At 39.8% G+C, this 18,001-nt stretch carries 20 protein-coding genes; 7 read left to right on the top strand and 13 right to left on the bottom strand.

The window, feature by feature from the left end:
- Positions 1-209 (bottom strand): helix-turn-helix domain-containing protein (locus IE056_RS13805; RefSeq protein WP_189605310.1); only part of this gene is annotated, 209 nt, incomplete at its 3' end.
- 109 nt (positions 210-318) lie between these two features.
- A complete protein-coding gene (locus IE056_RS13810; protein ID WP_189605311.1) occupies positions 319-768 on the bottom strand; it encodes a ferritin-like domain-containing protein in 450 nt (149 codons plus the stop codon).
- Positions 769-1,048: 280 nt separating this feature from the next.
- Between IE056_RS13810 and IE056_RS13815 the strand changes: the two genes are divergently transcribed.
- The 3 genes from IE056_RS13815 (at position 1,049) to IE056_RS13825 (ending at position 3,121) form a co-directional block, all read left to right on the top strand.
- A complete protein-coding gene (locus IE056_RS13815) occupies positions 1,049-1,618 on the top strand; it encodes a 30S ribosomal protein S16 (protein ID WP_189605312.1) in 570 nt (189 codons plus the stop codon).
- Positions 1,619-1,636: 18 nt separating this feature from the next.
- The gene (gene rimM, locus IE056_RS13820; protein WP_189605313.1) at positions 1,637-2,161 is read left to right on the top strand and encodes a ribosome maturation factor RimM; all 525 of its coding nucleotides are present in this window, start codon (positions 1,637-1,639) and stop codon (positions 2,159-2,161) included.
- A gap of 240 nt (positions 2,162-2,401) precedes the next feature.
- Positions 2,402-3,121, top strand: a complete 720-nt coding sequence (locus IE056_RS13825; protein ID WP_189605314.1) for a tRNA1(Val) (adenine(37)-N6)-methyltransferase — start codon at positions 2,402-2,404, stop codon at positions 3,119-3,121.
- Between the two features lie 213 nt (positions 3,122-3,334).
- Here the strand turns inward: IE056_RS13825 and IE056_RS13830 are convergent, their stop codons facing one another.
- Positions 3,335-4,171 (bottom strand): tetratricopeptide repeat protein, encoded by an 837-nt coding sequence (locus IE056_RS13830; RefSeq protein WP_189605315.1) that lies wholly within the window; start codon positions 4,169-4,171, stop codon positions 3,335-3,337.
- A 153-nt stretch (positions 4,172-4,324) separates the two neighbouring features.
- On the opposite strand from IE056_RS13830, the gene IE056_RS13835 reads away from it, so the two are divergent.
- On the top strand, positions 4,325-5,503 hold the full coding sequence (locus tag IE056_RS13835; RefSeq protein ID WP_189605316.1) for an acyl-CoA dehydrogenase family protein: 1,179 nt from the start codon (positions 4,325-4,327) through the stop codon (positions 5,501-5,503).
- Between the two features lie 285 nt (positions 5,504-5,788).
- Here the strand turns inward: IE056_RS13835 and IE056_RS13840 are convergent, their stop codons facing one another.
- From IE056_RS13840 to trmB, 7 genes are all read right to left on the bottom strand, one after another.
- Positions 5,789-6,127, bottom strand: coding sequence for a 2Fe-2S iron-sulfur cluster-binding protein (locus IE056_RS13840; protein ID WP_189605317.1), 339 nt, complete (start codon positions 6,125-6,127; stop codon positions 5,789-5,791).
- A 54-nt stretch (positions 6,128-6,181) separates the two neighbouring features.
- Positions 6,182-7,243: an NAD(P)/FAD-dependent oxidoreductase gene (locus IE056_RS13845; RefSeq protein ID WP_189605318.1), complete on the bottom strand. Its 1,062-nt coding sequence runs from the start codon at positions 7,241-7,243 to the stop codon at positions 6,182-6,184.
- A gap of 51 nt (positions 7,244-7,294) precedes the next feature.
- Positions 7,295-7,540 (bottom strand): NifU family protein, encoded by a 246-nt coding sequence (locus IE056_RS13850; protein WP_189605319.1) that lies wholly within the window; start codon positions 7,538-7,540, stop codon positions 7,295-7,297.
- A 4-nt stretch (positions 7,541-7,544) separates the two neighbouring features.
- Positions 7,545-8,669 (bottom strand): Mrp/NBP35 family ATP-binding protein, encoded by a 1,125-nt coding sequence (locus IE056_RS13855; RefSeq protein WP_189605320.1) that lies wholly within the window; start codon positions 8,667-8,669, stop codon positions 7,545-7,547.
- Between the two features lie 123 nt (positions 8,670-8,792).
- On the bottom strand, positions 8,793-9,128 hold the full coding sequence (locus IE056_RS13860; protein ID WP_189605321.1) for an MGMT family protein: 336 nt from the start codon (positions 9,126-9,128) through the stop codon (positions 8,793-8,795).
- Between the two features lies 1 nt (position 9,129).
- Positions 9,130-9,750, bottom strand: coding sequence for a LysE family transporter (locus tag IE056_RS13865; RefSeq protein ID WP_189605322.1), 621 nt, complete (start codon positions 9,748-9,750; stop codon positions 9,130-9,132).
- 7 nt (positions 9,751-9,757) lie between these two features.
- The gene (trmB, locus tag IE056_RS13870; RefSeq protein ID WP_189605323.1) at positions 9,758-10,429 is read right to left on the bottom strand and encodes a tRNA (guanosine(46)-N7)-methyltransferase TrmB; all 672 of its coding nucleotides are present in this window, start codon (positions 10,427-10,429) and stop codon (positions 9,758-9,760) included.
- 104 nt (positions 10,430-10,533) lie between these two features.
- Here trmB and IE056_RS13875 point away from each other — a divergent pair, with 104 nt between their 5' ends.
- Positions 10,534-10,692 (top strand): hypothetical protein, encoded by a 159-nt coding sequence (locus IE056_RS13875; RefSeq protein ID WP_189605324.1) that lies wholly within the window; start codon positions 10,534-10,536, stop codon positions 10,690-10,692.
- 386 nt (positions 10,693-11,078) lie between these two features.
- Positions 11,079-12,140 carry a glycosyltransferase gene (locus IE056_RS13880; protein WP_189605325.1) on the top strand — a complete coding sequence of 354 codons (1,062 nt, stop codon included), beginning with the start codon at positions 11,079-11,081 and terminating at the stop codon, positions 12,138-12,140.
- Here the strand turns inward: IE056_RS13880 and IE056_RS13885 are convergent.
- From IE056_RS13885 to IE056_RS13895, 3 genes are all read right to left on the bottom strand, one after another.
- Positions 12,078-13,154, bottom strand: a complete 1,077-nt coding sequence (locus tag IE056_RS13885) for a sensor histidine kinase (protein WP_189605326.1) — start codon at positions 13,152-13,154, stop codon at positions 12,078-12,080. The two genes, IE056_RS13880 and IE056_RS13885, sit on opposite strands and share 63 nt — an antisense overlap.
- The gene (locus tag IE056_RS13890; protein WP_189605327.1) at positions 13,154-13,837 is read right to left on the bottom strand and encodes a response regulator transcription factor; all 684 of its coding nucleotides are present in this window, start codon (positions 13,835-13,837) and stop codon (positions 13,154-13,156) included. The genes IE056_RS13885 and IE056_RS13890 overlap by 1 nt, the downstream gene beginning before the upstream one ends.
- A gap of 236 nt (positions 13,838-14,073) precedes the next feature.
- On the bottom strand, positions 14,074-14,322 hold the full coding sequence (locus IE056_RS13895) for a hypothetical protein (protein ID WP_189605328.1): 249 nt from the start codon (positions 14,320-14,322) through the stop codon (positions 14,074-14,076).
- A gap of 438 nt (positions 14,323-14,760) precedes the next feature.
- Between IE056_RS13895 and IE056_RS13900 the strand changes: the two genes are divergently transcribed.
- The gene (locus tag IE056_RS13900; protein WP_229793770.1) at positions 14,761-17,997 is read left to right on the top strand and encodes a SusC/RagA family TonB-linked outer membrane protein; all 3,237 of its coding nucleotides are present in this window, start codon (positions 14,761-14,763) and stop codon (positions 17,995-17,997) included.
- The last annotated feature ends 4 nt before the right edge of the window (positions 17,998-18,001 follow it).

An 18,001-nucleotide genomic window follows, 5' to 3' on the forward strand; every position in this document is an offset into this window, starting at 1 on the left:
ATATTTTCAGTTTGGTTTTCCCAGTCAAAAGTACCATATTTTCGCAACCATTCCCTAATAGTGGATTTCGCCTGTATACCATATTTATGACAGGCTTCGGTTTTGCTCAATTGACCCAGCTCGATTTCTTGGACAACTTGAAGCTTAAAAGAAATCGAATAATCTTTTTGGGTACGCTTTATATACCCAGCATTTTCTGATGTTTTCATTACACTAAAGTTTTAGTGTATCGCTATTTTAGGACTGGACAAAAAATACATAAAAAAAAACCCGGACATTTAAATCCGGGTTTCTTGTGTTAACTAATTAAATCCTATTTCAGGAAAAAGAATCTTCCAGAGATTTTACATTCTCCAGAGTTTTCTGAATAGCGTTTCGCTGTTTTAAAAGCAGATTTTTAGTGCTGGGCGGAAAATCTATTTCATTGATTACCTTATTGTAATTTTCTACCGCCATTTTCTCACCTCGAATTGCCTCTTCCAGCACCGCTACTTCATTGTCACCAGATAAAGCCGCTTTTAAATCCATCCAGGTCCTGTGGGCATCTGCCTTTACACTGGACCCTTTTTCGGGAGCTTCACCAAAGTTCCTGATCTCCGATTTCAGTTCATGCCCAAAATCATAACGTTCCTGCGCTTTTTCCTTGAAAAAGCTCTTCAACTGCGGATTATCAACATCATCTACCGCATTTTTAAATCCTTTTTCAGAATCGTAATTTCTTTGCAGCAACTCATTGAGCTTATCTGCCATTTCTTCTGAATACTTCATAGTTCCTTTTCAGTTTTAAATTCGCAATTTCTTTTTTTACAATCTTCCTTCGTATTTCTATAAATATAACTTTTAATCATGCAACTCCCCTGTGTTTAACATGGTTTAGCACACCTTAAGAGATTTTTTAATAAGCAGGGATTAAATATCTATTTCTCAAATAACCAAACATTTAAGCAGCATATATTTTTTCCATTGTCATGTATTTTTCAAAGAAAAATAATAGTATCTTTGCAGACTCATTAATAACCGGGGTCGGGAACCCCACAAATTAATTTTTATGCCTGTAAAAATAAGATTACAAAGACACGGTAAAAAAGGAAAGCCTTTTTTCTGGATCATTGCCGCAGATTCGCGGACAAGAAGAGATGGTAAATTCCTTGAAAAACTAGGAATCTACAATCCAAACACCAATCCTGCAACTATCGAATTGGATGTTGACAGTTCTGTAAAATGGTTACAGAATGGAGCGCAACCAACAGATACTGCAAAAGCTATCCTTTCTTACAAAGGAGTCTTGCTTAAAAATCACCTTGCAGGTGGTGTAAGAAAAGGCGCTTTAACTGAAGAACAAGCAGATGAGAAATTCAATGCATGGCTTCAGGAAAAAGAAGGTAAAGTTGATGCTAAGAAGGAAACTTTGAGTAAAGAGCAACAAGAAGCCAGAGATAAGGCCCTTGAAGCTGAAAGAGCTGCTAACGCAAAACGGGAAGCTGAAAACGCTGCTGCCGCACAACCTGAAGCTGAAGAAACAACTGAAGACCTGGAAGCTGCCGCTACCAATGAAGTAGACGCTGCAACTGCTGAAGAAGCTAAAGCAGACGAAAAACAAGAACAAGCAGGATCTTAAAACCTTCACTAGCGAAAAATGACAAAAGAAGAGTGTTTCTATCTTGGCAGGATCGTTAGTAAATTCAGTTTTAAGGGAGAGGTATTGATCAAACTCGATACCGATGAACCTGAAAGTTATTTAGAAATGGAATCAGTTTTTGTCGATTACGACAATAATCTGGTTCCATATTTTATTGAAAGAAGTAATCTTCAAAAAAGTAACCTTCTAAGGGTAAAATTTGAAGATGTGGAAAGTGAAGAAGACGCAGATGATCTCATGAAATGTGATGTTTATCTTCCGTTAAACCTCCTTCCCGAATTAAATGATGATCAATTTTACTTCCATGAAGTAATTGGCTTCACCGTAGAAGACCTCAACTACGGAACCGTTGGCACCCTCACCGGAATCAATGACACCACCTCCCAGGCTCTTTTTGAAATTGAAAAGAACGGAAAGCAGGTTCTTATCCCAATGAACGAACAGTTCCTTCAAAAAGTGGATAAAAAGAACAAAACCATTTTCGTCAAAACTCCGGAAGGTTTGATAGATTTATATCTATAAATCAAGTTCCAATCTCTCCTGTAAATTGCGAACGTCCCGCTCGTAAAGCATTTTCCTAAAAAAGATAAATATCCACGCATGTTCGAGCTTCCCGTTCGAAAATTGCTAACCTAACCGAGAGTATCGCCGTAGTATTTTTACCTGCAGCAAGAACTTTCCTCTTATAATGTATCCCTTATATAATCTACCGTTTTTACTATCTTTGGCAATCATAGATAATCTCACATCTCAATTCCATTCATGAGCAATCCCTTCCATTTTAAACAGTTTTCTGTAGAACAAGACCGTTGCGCTATGAAAATAGGCACCGACGGAGTTTTATTAGGAGCCTGGGCTTCTTTGGAGCACGACCCACAGACAATATTAGATGTTGGAACAGGCACCGGAGTCATCGCTTTGATGCTTGCTCAAAGAAGTGGAGCTGAATTATTAGATGCAGTGGAAATCGATGAAAATGCTTACGAGCAATCTGTAGAGAATTTTGAGAACAGCGACTGGGGAGACAGGTTATTCTGCTATCACGCCGAATTTGAGGAATTTGTGGAGGAGATGCAGGATGAGGAAAAATACGATCTAATTATTTCCAATCCGCCGTTTTATTCAGATAATTATTCTTCTGAAGATGCCAGGAGAGATCGGGCACGTTTTACAGAGGCGCTTCCCTTCGAGGAATTACTTAAAGGAGTTTCCTTGTTACTCTCTGAAACAGGGCGTTTCAACGTAATTATTCCGAAGATAGAAGAAGAATCTTTTCTAAAGCTGGCGAATGATGTCCATCTTTTCCCTTACCGCGTTACCCGTGTAAAAGGAAATCCTGAATCGTCGATCAAGCGAAGTCTACTGGAATTGGGATTTTCAGAAGCAGAAGTAGTTTTTGATGAACTCACCATAGAAACCGCCCGTCATGAATACACTTCAGAATATATTGACCTGGTGAAGGATTTTTATCTGAAGATGTAAAATTGATTTTTAGAACTCACTGGTTTTTAAAATCTGCGAGTTTTTTCTTTAATAATTTTCGCAGATGTATTCCGTTTTTTAGCGGCTTCAACTATTCCCTTCATTATGCTATTGAAGCTAACACCATACTGCTTCTAAGAATTCTTAGTCAAAGACAAAATTTTAGACCTACTGAGCCAATTTTTCATAAAATCCCATGGTTGGTTCTTCTCTCTACCATCTCACCTGGTAAGGATAGGATTCATAAATAACATTATCTTCATTAATGGTATTCCCGGCGAGTCCGTTTTCCCTGGCACTGTCCATGATCAGGAGAGCCTCTTCCTCTCTTCCTAAACGATATAAAGAAATAGCCTTATAATATTCAACATCCGAAAATTTAGGGTACAATTTAAGGGCTTTATCAAATTCCTCAATAGCCTCTTCAAATTTTCCCTGCTCATATTTTGAAATTCCGTAGTAGAACAAATCCAAATGATGTAATCCATTCTCACCCCATTCTGCTATCTGTTCCTCCATATCCTCTTCGAAAATTTTTTGTGCCGCTTCAAATTTATTTAATTGTAAATAAGATAATCCAATGTGAAATTTATAAGTATGATCCATGACATAACTATTTCCGTAGGAAGCAATACAAGCTTGGAAGTCCTCTATAGCCTCCTGATAAGTTTTCGCGAAAATACATTTGATAAAAGCCCTGTATGGCTGCCAACGTTCGGGATTATATTTAACAGCTTCATCTATGTATTTCATCCCAACTTCATATTTTCGCTGCTTAAATAAAGGCATGGCTTTTTGCTGCCATAAATAGGCTATTGTACTATCCTTTGCCAATCCCCGATCAAGGCACTCCTGCCTTTCGACGGAGTACAGAGGTTGCTTCGCAGCACAATTATGAAGATATTCATCAATAATCTCCTCCTGTCGTTCTATAGAAACCGATTTTTCAGCAGGATTCTTAGATATAGGAATATGTTGTTCTTCCTTGGATTGGCAGCTAAATAGTAGAAAACATATCAAAATCAAAATCAGCTTCTTCAAAACGATCATTTTAAAACCAGAAATCACCCGATCAATATACTTAAAATTTTTACTCCTGAAGTTCTGATTGAATACCTTTTAATATTCTCAGAAAGTATTTGCGCCTTGCTGCGGTTTCGTTAAATTTACGTACAGATTATTACACATTTAATATACAACCATATGAAAGCAGATCTTTTTCAGGCCCCTGATTATTATAATATCGATGAATTACTTTCCGATGAACATAAAATGGTGCGGGATGCCGCCCGGGAATGGGTAAAACGCGATGTCTCCCCAATCATAGAAGAGGCAGCACAAAAAGCCGAATTCCCGAAGGAGGTCATTAAAGGTCTTGCTGAAATTGGCGCTTTTGGCCCTTACATTCCTGAAGAATACGGTGGCGCCGGACTTGACCAGATCTCTTACGGACTCATCATGCAGGAAATTGAACGCGGCGACAGTGGAATCCGTTCTACAGCCTCTGTTCAGTCCTCACTGGTGATGTACCCTATCTATAAATACGGAACAGAAGAGCAACGGAAAAAATATCTACCGAAACTTGCTTCGGGAGAATTTATGGGCTGCTTCGGATTAACAGAGCCGGACCATGGCTCCAATCCCGGAGGACTGACTACCAACTTCAAAGATGCAGGAGATCACTACCTGCTTAACGGAGCTAAGATGTGGATCTCCAATTCGCCTTTTGCAGACATTGCCATCGTTTGGGCTAAAGATGAAACCGGGAGGATCCATGGACTCATTGTGGAACGCGACATGGAAGGTTTCAGCACTCCTGAAACTCACAATAAATGGTCTTTACGTGCAAGTGCCACCGGAGAACTTATTTTTGACAACGTGAAAGTTCCGAAGGAAAATTTACTGCCTAACAAAAGCGGACTCGGAGCTCCGTTGGGATGCCTGGATTCCGCGAGATATGGGATTGCCTGGGGAGCCATAGGTGCCGCAATGGATTGTTATGATACGGCATTGCGCTACGCCAAAGAACGCACTCAGTTTGGTAAACCCATCGCAGGATACCAGCTTCAGCAGAAAAAATTAGCTGAAATGATCACAGAAATAACAAAAGCTCAGTTGATGGCATGGCGACTGGGAGTTCTAAGGAATGAAGGAAAAGCTACTTCTGCACAAATCTCTATGGCCAAAAGAAACAGCGTGGACATGGCCTTGAAAATTGCCCGCGAAGCCAGGCAGATCCTAGGAGGAATGGGTATTACCGGAGAATACAGCATCATGAGACATATGATGAACCTGGAAAGTGTAATTACCTACGAAGGAACCCACGATATTCACCTATTGATTACAGGTGCAGATATTACCGGAATTCCGGCGTTCCAATAAGAAAAACACCGGGTCTTAAAGCTCGGGAAGGTCTACTTTCAAATCAAAGCAAGGGCAGCGTTTACAGCGTTTGCCCTTTTTATATTTTTCGCAACAAACTTCTTTTAGCTGCACCTCCTTTTTGGAGATAACACCATCGTATTTCAGGTAATCACTTGATTTCTTTGAATAAAACACGAGCACATTCCACACCATTACTTTAAGATAAGATTAATGCTTTAGAAATGCAAAAACCGCTCCCAAACTGAGAGCGGATAATAAATTCAAAATGTAAAGCAAATTAAATTATTCCTCATTTGAAGGAGCCATCTTCACCTCAAGACCTTCCAGCTCATTGGTAATAGGTATCTGGCAGCTTAATCTACTGTTGTCTTTCACGAAAAAAGCCTGGTCCAGCATATCTTCTTCCTCATAGGTCATTTCAGGAAGCAGGTGATCGTGAGTTAGCATATAACACTGGCAGGAAGCACACATAGCCATGCCACCGCAAATTCCAATGGTACCTTCAGGAGCAAGTTCATGCAAACGAATTACTTCCATGAGGTTCATATTCATATCTGTAGGGGCTTCTACCACGTGAGCCTCACCTTCACGGTCAATTACAGTAATTTTTATATCTGACATATTTTATAAGTAAACCTCACAGGATTTTGAAACCTGTGAGGTTTTATATGTTTATTAATTTATACTCTTTACGACTTCTCTCTTAGCCTCTTTTTTACTACCATCAAATCCATTGACCCCACTCACAGTGGTATACTTCATGACATATTTTTTGTCGGGAAAGATACGCTGGTAAGCACTCTGGCACATGATGGCTGCCTCGTGGAATCCGCAAAGGATCAACTTCAGTTTTCCACGGTAGGTGTTCACATCGCCAATGGCGTAAATACCCGGAATATTGGTTTGGTAATCGTAGCTGTTATCTACCTTAATGGCATTCTTCTCGATCTCCAGTCCCCAGTTGGCTATAGGCCCAAGTTTTGGTGACAATCCAAAAAGAGGAATAAAATAATCCGTTTCCTTGATCTCTTCGTCTGAAGCTTCGCCTTTATGCCGAATAACCACCGATTCCAGGTGATCTTCCCCCTGAAGACCTACTACTTCAGCTTCAGTAACTAAATTTATTTTTCCGATTTTTGACAGTTCAGAAACTTTCTCAACAGAATCCAAAGCGCCTCTAAAATCATTTCTCCTGTGCACCAGGGTAACTTCTTCAGCAATATCTGAAAGAAAAATAGACCAGTCTAAAGCAGAATCACCACCTCCGGCAATTACTACTTTCTTACCCCGGTAAAATTCAGGCTCCCTTATAATGTAGGCTACCCCTTTATCTTCGTAATTGGCTATATTGGTAATAGGTGGTTTTCTGGGTTCAAAACTTCCCAGACCACCTGCAATAACAACTACAGGCGCATTGTGTTTTGTCCCTCTGCTGGTGATTACCACGAAAGAACCGTCCTCCAGTTTTTCAATGGTTTCTGCCCGCTCTCCAAGCGTAAAACCGGGTTCAAATGGCTTGATCTGTTCCATAAGATTATTCACAAGATCGCCCGCCAACACTTCGGGAAACCCCGGAATATCGTAAATCGGTTTTTTTGGATATATTTCTGAACACTGGCCTCCCGGTTGCGGTAAGGCATCGATCAAATGGCATTTTAGCTTTAATAATCCTGCTTCAAACACGGCGAATAGACCTGTGGGCCCTGCACCGATGATTAACATATCTGTTTTAATCATTTCTTAGTATATTTTCATAAAGAGGAAAATGAGATTTAATCATGAAAAAGATTAATGCTCAATATTCACCACTCTCTCTATCTGGGGGACATATTTTTTGATTGTCATCTCAACCCCTGTTTTAAGGGTCATTCTATTCACGCTGCAACCCACACAGGCGCCTTCCAGCTGAACTTTTACCAGCCGGTCTTCATCCTCAATAGAGATAAGTGAAATATCTCCGCCATCATTTTTGAGAAAAGGACGGATCTCCTCCAGGGCCCTCTCTACGTTTGTTTTTACTTCTTCGCTCGTCATATTATTATTTAACTGCACTACAGCCGGCCATAGTGGTTATTTTAATAGCTTCGGTAGGAGGCAGGCTTTTATTTCTTCTCACGGTTTCCTGCACTACATTCTGCGCAAGTTTTTCAAAAGATTGAGATAAAGGTGTTCCTTCCTGCAGGGCAGCCGGGCGACCAATGTCTCCTGCTTCCCTTATGCTTTGCACCAGTGGAATTTCTCCCAGAAACGGCACCTGTAAGTCTTCAGAAAGTCTTTTAGCACCCTCTCTTCCGAAGATATAGTACTTATTATCAGGAAGTTCCTCGGGCGTAAAGTACGCCATATTTTCAACTATTCCCAATACCGGAACGTTGATGCTTTCCTGCTGAAACATCGCAACTCCTTTTTTAGCATCTGCAAGTGCCACATTTTGTGGAGTACTTACAATCACTGCACCTGTTACAGGCAGGGACTGCATTATGGAAAGATGAATATCCCCTGTTCCTGGAGGTAAATCAACCAACATAAAATCAAGCTCGCCCCAGGCGGCATCAAAAATCATTTGATTAAGTGCTTTTGAAGCCATTGGCCCTCTCCAGATCACTGCCTGATTTGGTTTTGTGAAAAATCCTATCGAAAGAATCTTTACCCCATAATTTTCTACAGGTTTCATTTTAGACTTTCCATCTACATTGACAGATAGTGGTCTTTCTGCCTCGACGTCAAACATCATAGGAGTAGAAGGTCCGTAAATATCGGCATCAAGTAAACCTACCTTAAAGCCCATTTTAGCCAAAGTAACAGCAAGATTTGCCGTAACTGTAGATTTTCCAACTCCACCCTTTCCGGAAGCAACAGCAATAACGTTTTTGATTCCGGGAATTTGTTTTCCTTTAATTTCGGGTTTATCTGCAGCTTCTACCTTAATATTAACCTTCACCTTGGCTTTCTCATAGACGTGTTCATGAATGGCTTTCAAAACATCCACTTCTGCCCGCTTCTTGATATGAAGGGCGGGAGTGGACAATAAAAGGTCCACCACTACTTCGTCTCCAAAGGTCATGATATTTTGTACTACGCCGCTTTCAACCATATTCTTTCCTTCTCCTGCAACAGAGATGGTTTCCAGGGCTTTTAATATTTCTTTCTTATCTAGTTTCATGCTGTGTATTTTCCTGATCAGGGGAATCTTATGTAGATTCATTCTAAATGCAAATATAAGTCGAAAAGCTAAGATAAAGAAGCCATTAAAGCATTTTGATTTGGTATGGGAAATAAAGAAATTCTATCGCTTCAATTCCGCGGAAGGATCCCAGAAAAGTGCTTTAAAATCTACCACTTTATCTTCTTTCACCTCAATACCCTCTTCTTCTAGAAGCTGTTGCATCACGTAGGTCCCCGGGAAGTGATGTTTCCCGGAAAGTAATCCGTTTCGATTCACCACGCGATGGGCCGGGACATCTTCCATTTTTGATGCTGCATTCATAGCCCAGCCAACCATTCGGGCGCTTTTGGCTGCCCCCAGATATCTTGCAATGGCTCCATAACTGGTAACCCTTCCGGAAGGAATATGCATTACTACTTCATAAACTTTTTCAAAAAAGCCGGTTTCTTCTTCCATCTCAATAAAAAATCCTGAAGAGGGTAATGATCACTAGGATCAGCATCAAAATAGCCATAAAGTAATTGGAGTATTTTGAAAAGAAAACTGCTTTTTCCTCTATCCTGATGAAAAAGATCACGTAAAAATAGAGCGTGGAAAATGTTCCCAGTGACGCTGCCAGGATAAAAATAAGAATCTGAAAAATATGATAATCTACATTTCCACCAACATTAAGTGCAGCTCCAATAGCACAGAAGTACGGAATGGGAAAAATGTTTAAAGCAGCAACTGCCATTCCTTTTAGGATACTTTTTGCTCCGGTAGTATCAGAAACTTCCACTTGCTTTCTTTTTCGCTGGGCCATGACAAAAAAGTACACCATCATTAAGATAAAAATAACAAGTCCGGTTCTTAAAAGTATGTTCTGTACAAAAGGATTATTGAAAATGTATTTGGCGAGCAGAATAGCAATAAGCGCCTGGAAAAGCACTACGATAGAAGCGCCCACGGCAACGAACATTCCGTCCTTTTTACCTCTTTGCACACAGGTTTTGGCCACACTCATATTGACAAGGCCGGGTGGGACCACACCAAGAAGGGCAGCGAAGTAAGTGATAAGGAAAAGTTTTGTTTCCTCCAAGAGCCTGTTATTTTATCCGGAATCTCACAAAAGTGATCCGTTTTCCCTGCTCAAGATACTGTTTTTCGTAAAAAGTCTGAATTTCTACTACTTCTTTTGGAGAATACTCATTTTTATAGACGTCATGATTGGCATGCAGGACTTCATGTCCTTCCCCGTGAAGTAAACCAAGCGTGTAACCGTGCATAAATTCACTATCGGTTTTTAGGTTCACCAATCCGTTGGATTTTAGAACCTTTTTATACTTCTGAAGAAATTCTGAATTGGTAAGTCGGTGCTTCGTCCTTTTATATTTTATCTGAGGATCGGGAAAAGTGATCCAGATCTCATCCACTTCATTTTCGACAAAGAGTTCATCGATCAATTCAATTTGACTCCTTATAAAAGCTACATTGGGAAGTTCTTCTTCGAGAGCCGTTTTGGCACCTCTCCAAAATCTTGCTCCTTTTATATCTATTCCAATAAAATTCTTTTCAGGAAATGCCTGTGCCAGGCCAACGCTATATTCACCTTTTCCACACCCAAGTTCCAGAACTATGGGATTTTCATTTCCGAAGAACTTTTTCCAGTTTCCCTTGTGTTGAAAATTATTCTCCACCACTTCCTCCCGGGTAGGTTGCACCACATTTGAAAAAGTTTCGTTCTCTTTAAACCTCTTTAATTTATTTTTACTTCCCACGAGAAATCACTGCGTTTAGATAATATTCTGCCCTTAACTATCGCACCGGGGCTTTAGTCAAAGCTTTTTTAGAACTTCACCTATAGAAAACGGAAAAATTCTGAATGGGCAAAGATACAGAATTAGGTGGAAGTGATCCTCGCCGAAGATCTCTGTATTTCTATGAAAGGAAAAATACCTTTTCTAAAATTAATGTAAAGCAGGATCTATTTGCGGAAGAGCATTTCAAAAGCGAAAGAGATCACCTCATATTTAAGCTGTAACCAAAGTAATAACCCCGCAAAGAGCAGCAAAAAAGTATTTCGAAAAATAGCAGGGGAAACTCTTATGAGCCCATCCCAGGTTATCATATTTTTTGGAACCCTTCCAATAGATTTTCCTTCGCTTCTGTAATTCATCATCAATTCTAATTTATAACCTACCAGAACTGAGGGTTTTCTGTGAAGTTTTCCTGAAGCACAAATGTAGACGCAAATAAAGCCTGAAGATAGCCGTATTCGCACAAGAGTTGCCGTAAAACATAGGATCTGCAAGCTCTCGGACGAAAGACTCATATCATCTTTAAACAGCATCAAATCATTACAATTAGATAATAGTTTATTGAAGCAGAGGAAAAATGCTTTATTTGGAAGCTGCTATCTTTGTAAATATGGAGAAGAAAAAAATCCTGGTGTGCGTGATGAACTGGGGACTGGGACATGCCACCAGATGCATTCCCATCATCACCGAACTGCAAGTACAGGGATTTACACCATTACTGGCTTCAGACGGATCTGCGCTTTCATTGCTTCGGAAAGAATTTCCGGAATTAAAATGCTTTGAACTGCCATCTTACAATATCACCTACACACAAAATCCAAAAATGCTGATGTGGAAGCTTTTTCTGCAGACTCCGCATATCCTTGAGACCATTAAAGCTGAAAAAAAGATGGTCCGCAGAATTTTAGAAGAGGAAAATATCCACGGAATAATTTCCGATAATCGTTTTGGGGCACGTTCAAAAAAAGTGTGCAGCGTATATATAACACATCAGTTAAATGTTCTTTCCGGAAATCTGACTTATTTCAGCAGTAAAATTCATCAATATTATATCCGGAAATTTGACGAATGCTGGGTGCCTGATTCCCCCGGAAAGAAAAACCTCAGCGGGATCCTTGGCCATTTAAAAAAAGATCATCTCAGGCTAAAATACATCGGACCCATCAGCAGATTTGAAAAGAAGCCCATTTCTTTAAAATATGATTACCTCGTGCTGCTTTCAGGTCCCGAACCCCAGCGAAGCTTACTTCAGGATATTTTATTTAAAGCGTTTAGAAAAACCAGTAAAAAGCTGTTTTTTGTGCGGGGAGTTGTTACCGACGAAGATTTTACTTGCCTTAATCCCAATGTGACCATAAAAAATTACCTCTTTGGGAAAGAACTTGAAGAAGTCATTAACAGCAGCAGGATGGTGATCTCCCGTTCTGGTTATACAACCTTACTGGACCTGGCAAAACTTGAAAAAAGGGCATTTTTTATACCAACTCCGGGACAAAATGAACAGGAATATCTTGCGGAAAGATTAGAAAGGCTGGGGATTGCAGCTTACTGCAACCAGGATGAATTTCACCTCGACCTTTTAAAAGAAGAACCGGAAAAATATTCCGGTTTAGAAAATGTTGGTTTCACTCCCGATTTCAGATTGCTTTTTACTCTTTTCGAGCGTAAATGAAAACTCGCTCCCTACCCCGAAAACACTTTCTACAAAGATTTTTTCATTATGAGCCTCCAGAATATGTTTCACAATGGATAATCCCAAACCGGAGCCTCCTTCTTTCCTGGATCCACTTTTATCAACCCTGAAGAATCTTTCAAAAAGCCGGGGAATGTGCTTCTTTTCAATCCCCTCCCCATTATCGGAAACCCTTACAATTATTCTATCCATTTTATAATCGGAAATATTTACTTCTGTAGTACCGTCATTCTTCCCATATTTAATGGAATTTACCACAAGATTTGTCAATACCTGTTGAATTCGTTCAATGTCTCCATGCACCCAGACCGGCTCATAATCTGTATCAAACGTAAGGGTGATATTCTTTTTGGCTGCTTTCATTTCCAGTAAATCAAAGACTCCCTGAACCACCTCAACCATGTCAAAATTCTGCATTTTTAAATGCAAATCTCCCGTTTCCAGCTTGGTAATCATATCCAGGTCTTTGACGATGTAAATGAGTCGGTCGACCCCTTTTGCTGCACGATTCAGATATTTTTTTCGCACTGCTTTATCCTTCATCGCTCCATCCAGCAATGTTTCAATATACCCCTGCACAGTAAACAACGGCGTCTTAAGTTCATGCGATACATTTCCCATGAATTCCTTCCTGTAGGTTTCCCGTACCTGAAGTGCTTCGATTTCCATCTTTTTACCTTCAGCAAACTTTTCCACTTCCCGGGTAAGTGTAGCCATATCTGAAGTTACCTGCCCCGGGCGTAATGTAGATGCGTCCAGAAGACGAACATTGTTGTAGATCTTCTGAATGTTTTTATAAATAAAATGTTCGACCCTGTATTGAATAACAAAAAAAGAGAAGATAAAACAACTAACAGCATAGATCAACAGGAAGTACCACTCAAAAGCGTTGGCTACATATAGAAATAATGCCGAGATCAATGTCAAAAAAACACTAATGTAAATAGAAGTTTTTAATGCAAACTTATAAGACCGTTTAAAATTTTTCGCCATTAAACTACCAGCTTATACCCCACTCCTTTGACGGTTTGAAAGCTTTCATCACCAATTTTTTCTCTTAGTTTCCTTATATGCACATCAATGGTCCTTCCACCCACAACCACTTCATTTCCCCATATTTTATCCAGGATTTCTTCCCTTTTAAATACTCTTCCGGGTTGTGATGCCAGTAGGGAAAGTAATTCAAATTCTTTACGGGGCAACATAAATTCCTTATCATTTTTCAGGATTTTATATTCATCTCTGTTGATCACCAAATCCCCTACTTCAATAATATTGGAAGCTCCTTCTTTATCTTTGAAGCGTCGTAATAAAGCTTTGACTTTACTTATTAATACTTTTGGTTTAATGGGTTTGGTAATGTAATCGTCTGCCCCGGCATCGAAACCGGCCATCTGGGAGTAATCTTCTCCTCGTGCAGTTAAAAATGTAATAACAGATTCACTTAGAGCAGGAACTTTCCTGATTTGTTCACAAGCTTCGATCCCATCCATCTCCGGCATCATTACATCAAGAATAATAAGCTGTGGATTATATTTCTTTGCAAGCTTTACAGCTTCCAATCCATTCTCCCCCGTGATTACGTTATAACCTTCCGCAGAAAGGTTGTAGCCCACAATTTCCAGGATATCCGGTTCGTCATCTACGAGGAGGATACAAATGTCTTTTTTCTTCATGCCGATTTTAGCTGATTTCAATAAATATAGTGTAAAAGTAAATATAAAATCGAATTATACACGGCTCTCTAAAATTCGTAACCTTAAGCTAACATTACAGTTACATAAGAGTAACGATTGCAGCTGCAATAATGAAGATAAATTAATAAAGGATAGCGTGGATGATAACAGAAGAGGTACATCTACTTCAAAGTACTACAATTCTGAAAAGGTTTTGTAACTACCAGGATGTAAAATCAACCTACTTCAGACTCTCTAAAGGAATCTTCACTTTGATATGCCCCCGACTCATTCAATAACTTTGCTACTTTTTCACCAATGATGTAGTGGGAATCTCCAGTTTTATCAATATCTAATTCTATCCATCCTTTTATATCACACACAATCATGCCCTGGGAATCCCGGATAGTTTGCTTCCCTCCGTCGTACTTAACGGGGAGTTCAATCCTTTCGCGAACCAGGTGGTTTGCTTCTCTTACTGCCATGATCGGTTAATTTTCTAATTTCTATAAAAGTAAGATTGATTAGGAGGTTTTGAGTTACCTTAAATTTAAACTTCACTCCTCTTCTTTACGTCAGGGTTAAAAAGCTTCTATTAAAAGGTAAAATAGCATAGATATTTCTTCATCACAGACACTATGAAATAGCTATTGCCTCCCGGAGCCCTTATTCCTGCTGGGATTAAACTTAAGTTAATAAAATCTTAAACTAGAATAAAGCCGGTCGTAGCAAGGATTATCTTCTTTTGTATCCGTCATAAAAAAAGAAGTTGCTTCAGGCAAAAATTAAAAGATAAACTTAAACATGTTCCTATAAGAAGAAACTCTAAAAGTTGAATTAGCCAAAAAAGTAGCCCATTCTGTTGCACCAGAATGGGCTTAGCCAAAACCAAGACTACAAAATTAATTTATAGCCAAATTGTAATGAATACTAACATACAATTTTTTACCAATTTATTAAAGAAACAAGCTTACATAATATGTTTTCTTTTTATTCTCCCGGAAGCTTTTGCTTCTAATCCAACCTCGAAAATAGCAGCTTTTAACTTTGAAAATGATTCCCAACACATCCTTCACGGAAAAGTCATCGATGAAAAGGGACTACCCTTACCCGGAGCTACCGTAGTAGAAAAGGGAACAAATAATGGCACCCAAACAGATTTCAATGGGAACTTTACAATAAACGTTTCCAATCCATCTGCAATTCTGGAAATCTCTTTCATGGGATTTGAAACACAAGTGATTCCCGCCAATAGTACCGATATTCTAGAAGTTACCCTGACAGAAAATGTCAATGCTTTGAATGAAGTAGTAGTAACAGCCCTGGGAATAAAAAGGGAAGAAAAACGGCTTGGCTTTTCACAAGCTACCGTGGAATCTGAAGATCTAGCACAAACAACTCCCAACAACTGGTCATCCGGGTTAAAGGGTAAAGTAGCCGGGTTGAATATTGTTTCTTCCGGTTCTGGTCCTATCAATTCACAGCAAATAACCCTACGCGGAAATTCTTCCTTCGATTTACAGGGGAATTATGCTTTAATAGTTGTTGATGGAGTTCCTGTTAATACAGAAATGACCACTTCGGGCTCCTCAAGCGCCTATGGGGGAGAAGATTCACCTATAGATTATGGTAATGCAATCTCAGATTTAAATCTTGAAGATATCGAGAGCGTGAGTGTGCTGAAAGGCCCAGGAGCAACTGCTCTTTACGGAAGCCGGGCCGCGAACGGGGCATTAATTATCACTACAAAATCTGGTCGAAATTCAAAAGGGCTTGGAGTAACTTATAACGGAGGGGCCACTTTTGATGTAATTCAACGTTGGCCCGATTATCAGTATGAATACGGACAGGGAACCGGAAAATCTTTTGATGATGAAGGAAATCCCTATTACTCCTACGGAGCTTCGGAAGACGGCAACAGCACCGGAGGCACCAGTAGTGCCTGGGGTCCTCGATTTGATGGCCAGTATTTTTATCAGTATGATCCGGCTGTAGGGGGTCAACCTGAAGAGCGTCAGTTATGGCGGCCATATGAAGACAACAGAAAAGACTTCTGGCGTACCGGAGTAACCATTAACAATAATGTCTCTATTCAGGGAGGTGGAGAAAACGGATCTATGAGGGCGTCTGTTGGCCATTCTAAAAATGAATGGATCATGCCCAACACAGGATTTGAGCGAATCACTGCTTCCATAAATTCCAGGTACAATATTTCCCATAAAATGGAACTCGGTGCCATCATTAATTACAATAACAGAAGTAGCGATAATTTACCAAGTACAGGATACAATAATGGCTCTATCGCTTATTTTATGATCTTCCAGAACCCTAACGTAAATCTTGACTGGTTACGGCCCATCTGGCAGGAAGGACAGGAGCAAATTGAACAAATTCAGCCTTTCAGTTCTTATATTGACAACCCGTATTTAATAGCTTATGAGTCTTTGAACACTCTTGAAAGTAATCAGATTATCGGGACAATCTACACCAACATTCAATTAGCTGACAATCTTGATTTAATGTTAAGAACCGCTTTGAATTCCACCAATCAGGAGCGGGAACAAATAAGGCCTTACAGCATTAACCGGTATTCCCAGGGATATTACCAAACACAGGATGTTTTCAAACAGGAAGTAAACAGTGATTTTCTTTTAAACTACGAAAACAAATTAAGTAAGGATTTTGCATTTTCGCTCTCTCTTGGAGGAAATGCAAGAACTGAAAAAAGACGGAATACCAATGCTTCAATAACAGGACTGGTAGTTCCGGGGGTATATAAACTGGCTAACGGAATGAATAATCCAAACATCTCCACAGGTGACAGCGACAAGCAGGTAAATAGTCTCTATGGATTGTACACCATGTCCTTCAGGGATCAGATATTTGTAGATGTTACCGGAAGAAACGACTGGTCGAGTACACTTCCGGAGCAAAATAATTCCTTCTTTTACCCTTCAGTAAATACAAGTTTTATTCTTTCAGATATTTTTAATATTTCTGAAGGCCCGGTCGATTACCTTAAATATAGATTTTCATTCGCGCAGGTAGGAAATGACACAGATCCTTATCAAACCAGTAAATATTACAATCAGAATGCCTTTCCAAGTTCTGCTGTAGTGCCTGCAACCTTGTATAATGAAGACTTTAAACCTGAAATTTCTACAAGTTATGAAACGGGAATTGAAGCCCGCTTTTTAAACAATAAATTAAATCTTGATGCTACTGTTTACCAAATTTCCACAGAGAACCAGATCATTCGGGTGCCGCTTAATTACGCAACAGGATATAGCGCAGCAATTCTTAATTCAGGTAAGGTAAGGAACCGCGGAATTGAATTAACGCTTGGAGTAAAACCAATCCAAAATGAAAATTTTAGCTGGAATTCTACCTTCACTTGGGCCAGAAACTGGGGAAAAGTGTTTGACCTTCCAGATAATATTGAAAATCAATTTGTAGTGGGCACTGGAGGCCAGGCCTCTATGATTGCTAAAGTAGGCGAATCTCCCACTGCAATTTACGGATATGGTTTTGTACGCTCTCCCGAAGGTGAAATTGTATATGATGAAGCCGGGCTTCCAGCTTATCCCGAATCTGGCGACCTCAAGTATATAGGTGATGCCATGCCCGACTGGACAGCAGGATGGTACAATCAAATAAGGATTGGAGATTTCGGATTTAATTTCACCCTTGATGGACAATATGGTGGAATTATATATTCACAAACCCATCATAAACTTGTTCAGCAAGGAAAACTCACTTCCACTTTTATGGGAAGGGAAGAGGGCTACATTGTTGGTGAAGGAGTGGTGCTCAATGAAGATGGTACTTACTCTCCAAATACCACTCAGGCAGTCACTCCAGATTGGTACAACCGCTACTACAGAAGAGCTAATGTGGAATCTAACTCCTTTGACGCCTCCTGGTTAAAAGTGCGGGAAGTAAGCCTTCAGTACAATTTCCCGAAGGGATCGTTACAAAATTGGGGCATAAATGGTCTCGAAGCTTCCATCTTTGGGAGGAATTTATATACAGTATCAGACTTTCCAATTTATGATCCTGAAACAGCCGCTTTAAACGGTAATGAAATACTACCAGGAGTAGAAATGGGACAAATGCCCTCTCCCGCTACTTACGGCTTTAACCTAAAAGTGAATTTATAATGAG

The sequence above is a fragment of the Salinimicrobium marinum genome (assembly GCF_014651535.1).
In the GTDB taxonomy this organism is placed as follows: domain Bacteria; phylum Bacteroidota; class Bacteroidia; order Flavobacteriales; family Flavobacteriaceae; genus Salinimicrobium; species Salinimicrobium marinum.

Coding starts and splice junctions, on each gene's coding strand:
- IE056_RS13860 (WP_189605321.1), bottom strand. CDS start 9,128: ATGGAAGAAGAAACCGGCTTTTTTGAAAAAGTTTATGAAGTAGTAATG.
- IE056_RS13890 (WP_189605327.1), bottom strand. CDS start 13,837: ATGAAGAAAAAAGACATTTGTATCCTCCTCGTAGATGACGAACCGGAT.
- IE056_RS13825 (WP_189605314.1), top strand. CDS start 2,402: ATGAGCAATCCCTTCCATTTTAAACAGTTTTCTGTAGAACAAGACCGT.
- IE056_RS13885 (WP_189605326.1), bottom strand. CDS start 13,154: ATGGCGAAAAATTTTAAACGGTCTTATAAGTTTGCATTAAAAACTTCT.
- IE056_RS13855 (WP_189605320.1), bottom strand. CDS start 8,669: ATGAAACTAGATAAGAAAGAAATATTAAAAGCCCTGGAAACCATCTCT.
- IE056_RS13900 (WP_229793770.1), top strand. CDS start 14,761: ATGAATACTAACATACAATTTTTTACCAATTTATTAAAGAAACAAGCT.
- IE056_RS13845 (WP_189605318.1), bottom strand. CDS start 7,243: ATGATTAAAACAGATATGTTAATCATCGGTGCAGGGCCCACAGGTCTA.
- IE056_RS13835 (WP_189605316.1), top strand. CDS start 4,325: ATGAAAGCAGATCTTTTTCAGGCCCCTGATTATTATAATATCGATGAA.
- IE056_RS13895 (WP_189605328.1), bottom strand. CDS start 14,322: ATGGCAGTAAGAGAAGCAAACCACCTGGTTCGCGAAAGGATTGAACTC.
- IE056_RS13815 (WP_189605312.1), top strand. CDS start 1,049: ATGCCTGTAAAAATAAGATTACAAAGACACGGTAAAAAAGGAAAGCCT.
- IE056_RS13850 (WP_189605319.1), bottom strand. CDS start 7,540: ATGACGAGCGAAGAAGTAAAAACAAACGTAGAGAGGGCCCTGGAGGAG.
- IE056_RS13880 (WP_189605325.1), top strand. CDS start 11,079: ATGGAGAAGAAAAAAATCCTGGTGTGCGTGATGAACTGGGGACTGGGA.
- IE056_RS13810 (WP_189605311.1), bottom strand. CDS start 768: ATGAAGTATTCAGAAGAAATGGCAGATAAGCTCAATGAGTTGCTGCAA.
- IE056_RS13830 (WP_189605315.1), bottom strand. CDS start 4,171: ATGATCGTTTTGAAGAAGCTGATTTTGATTTTGATATGTTTTCTACTA.
- IE056_RS13840 (WP_189605317.1), bottom strand. CDS start 6,127: ATGTCAGATATAAAAATTACTGTAATTGACCGTGAAGGTGAGGCTCAC.
- rimM (WP_189605313.1), top strand. CDS start 1,637: ATGACAAAAGAAGAGTGTTTCTATCTTGGCAGGATCGTTAGTAAATTC.
- IE056_RS13875 (WP_189605324.1), top strand. CDS start 10,534: ATGGGCAAAGATACAGAATTAGGTGGAAGTGATCCTCGCCGAAGATCT.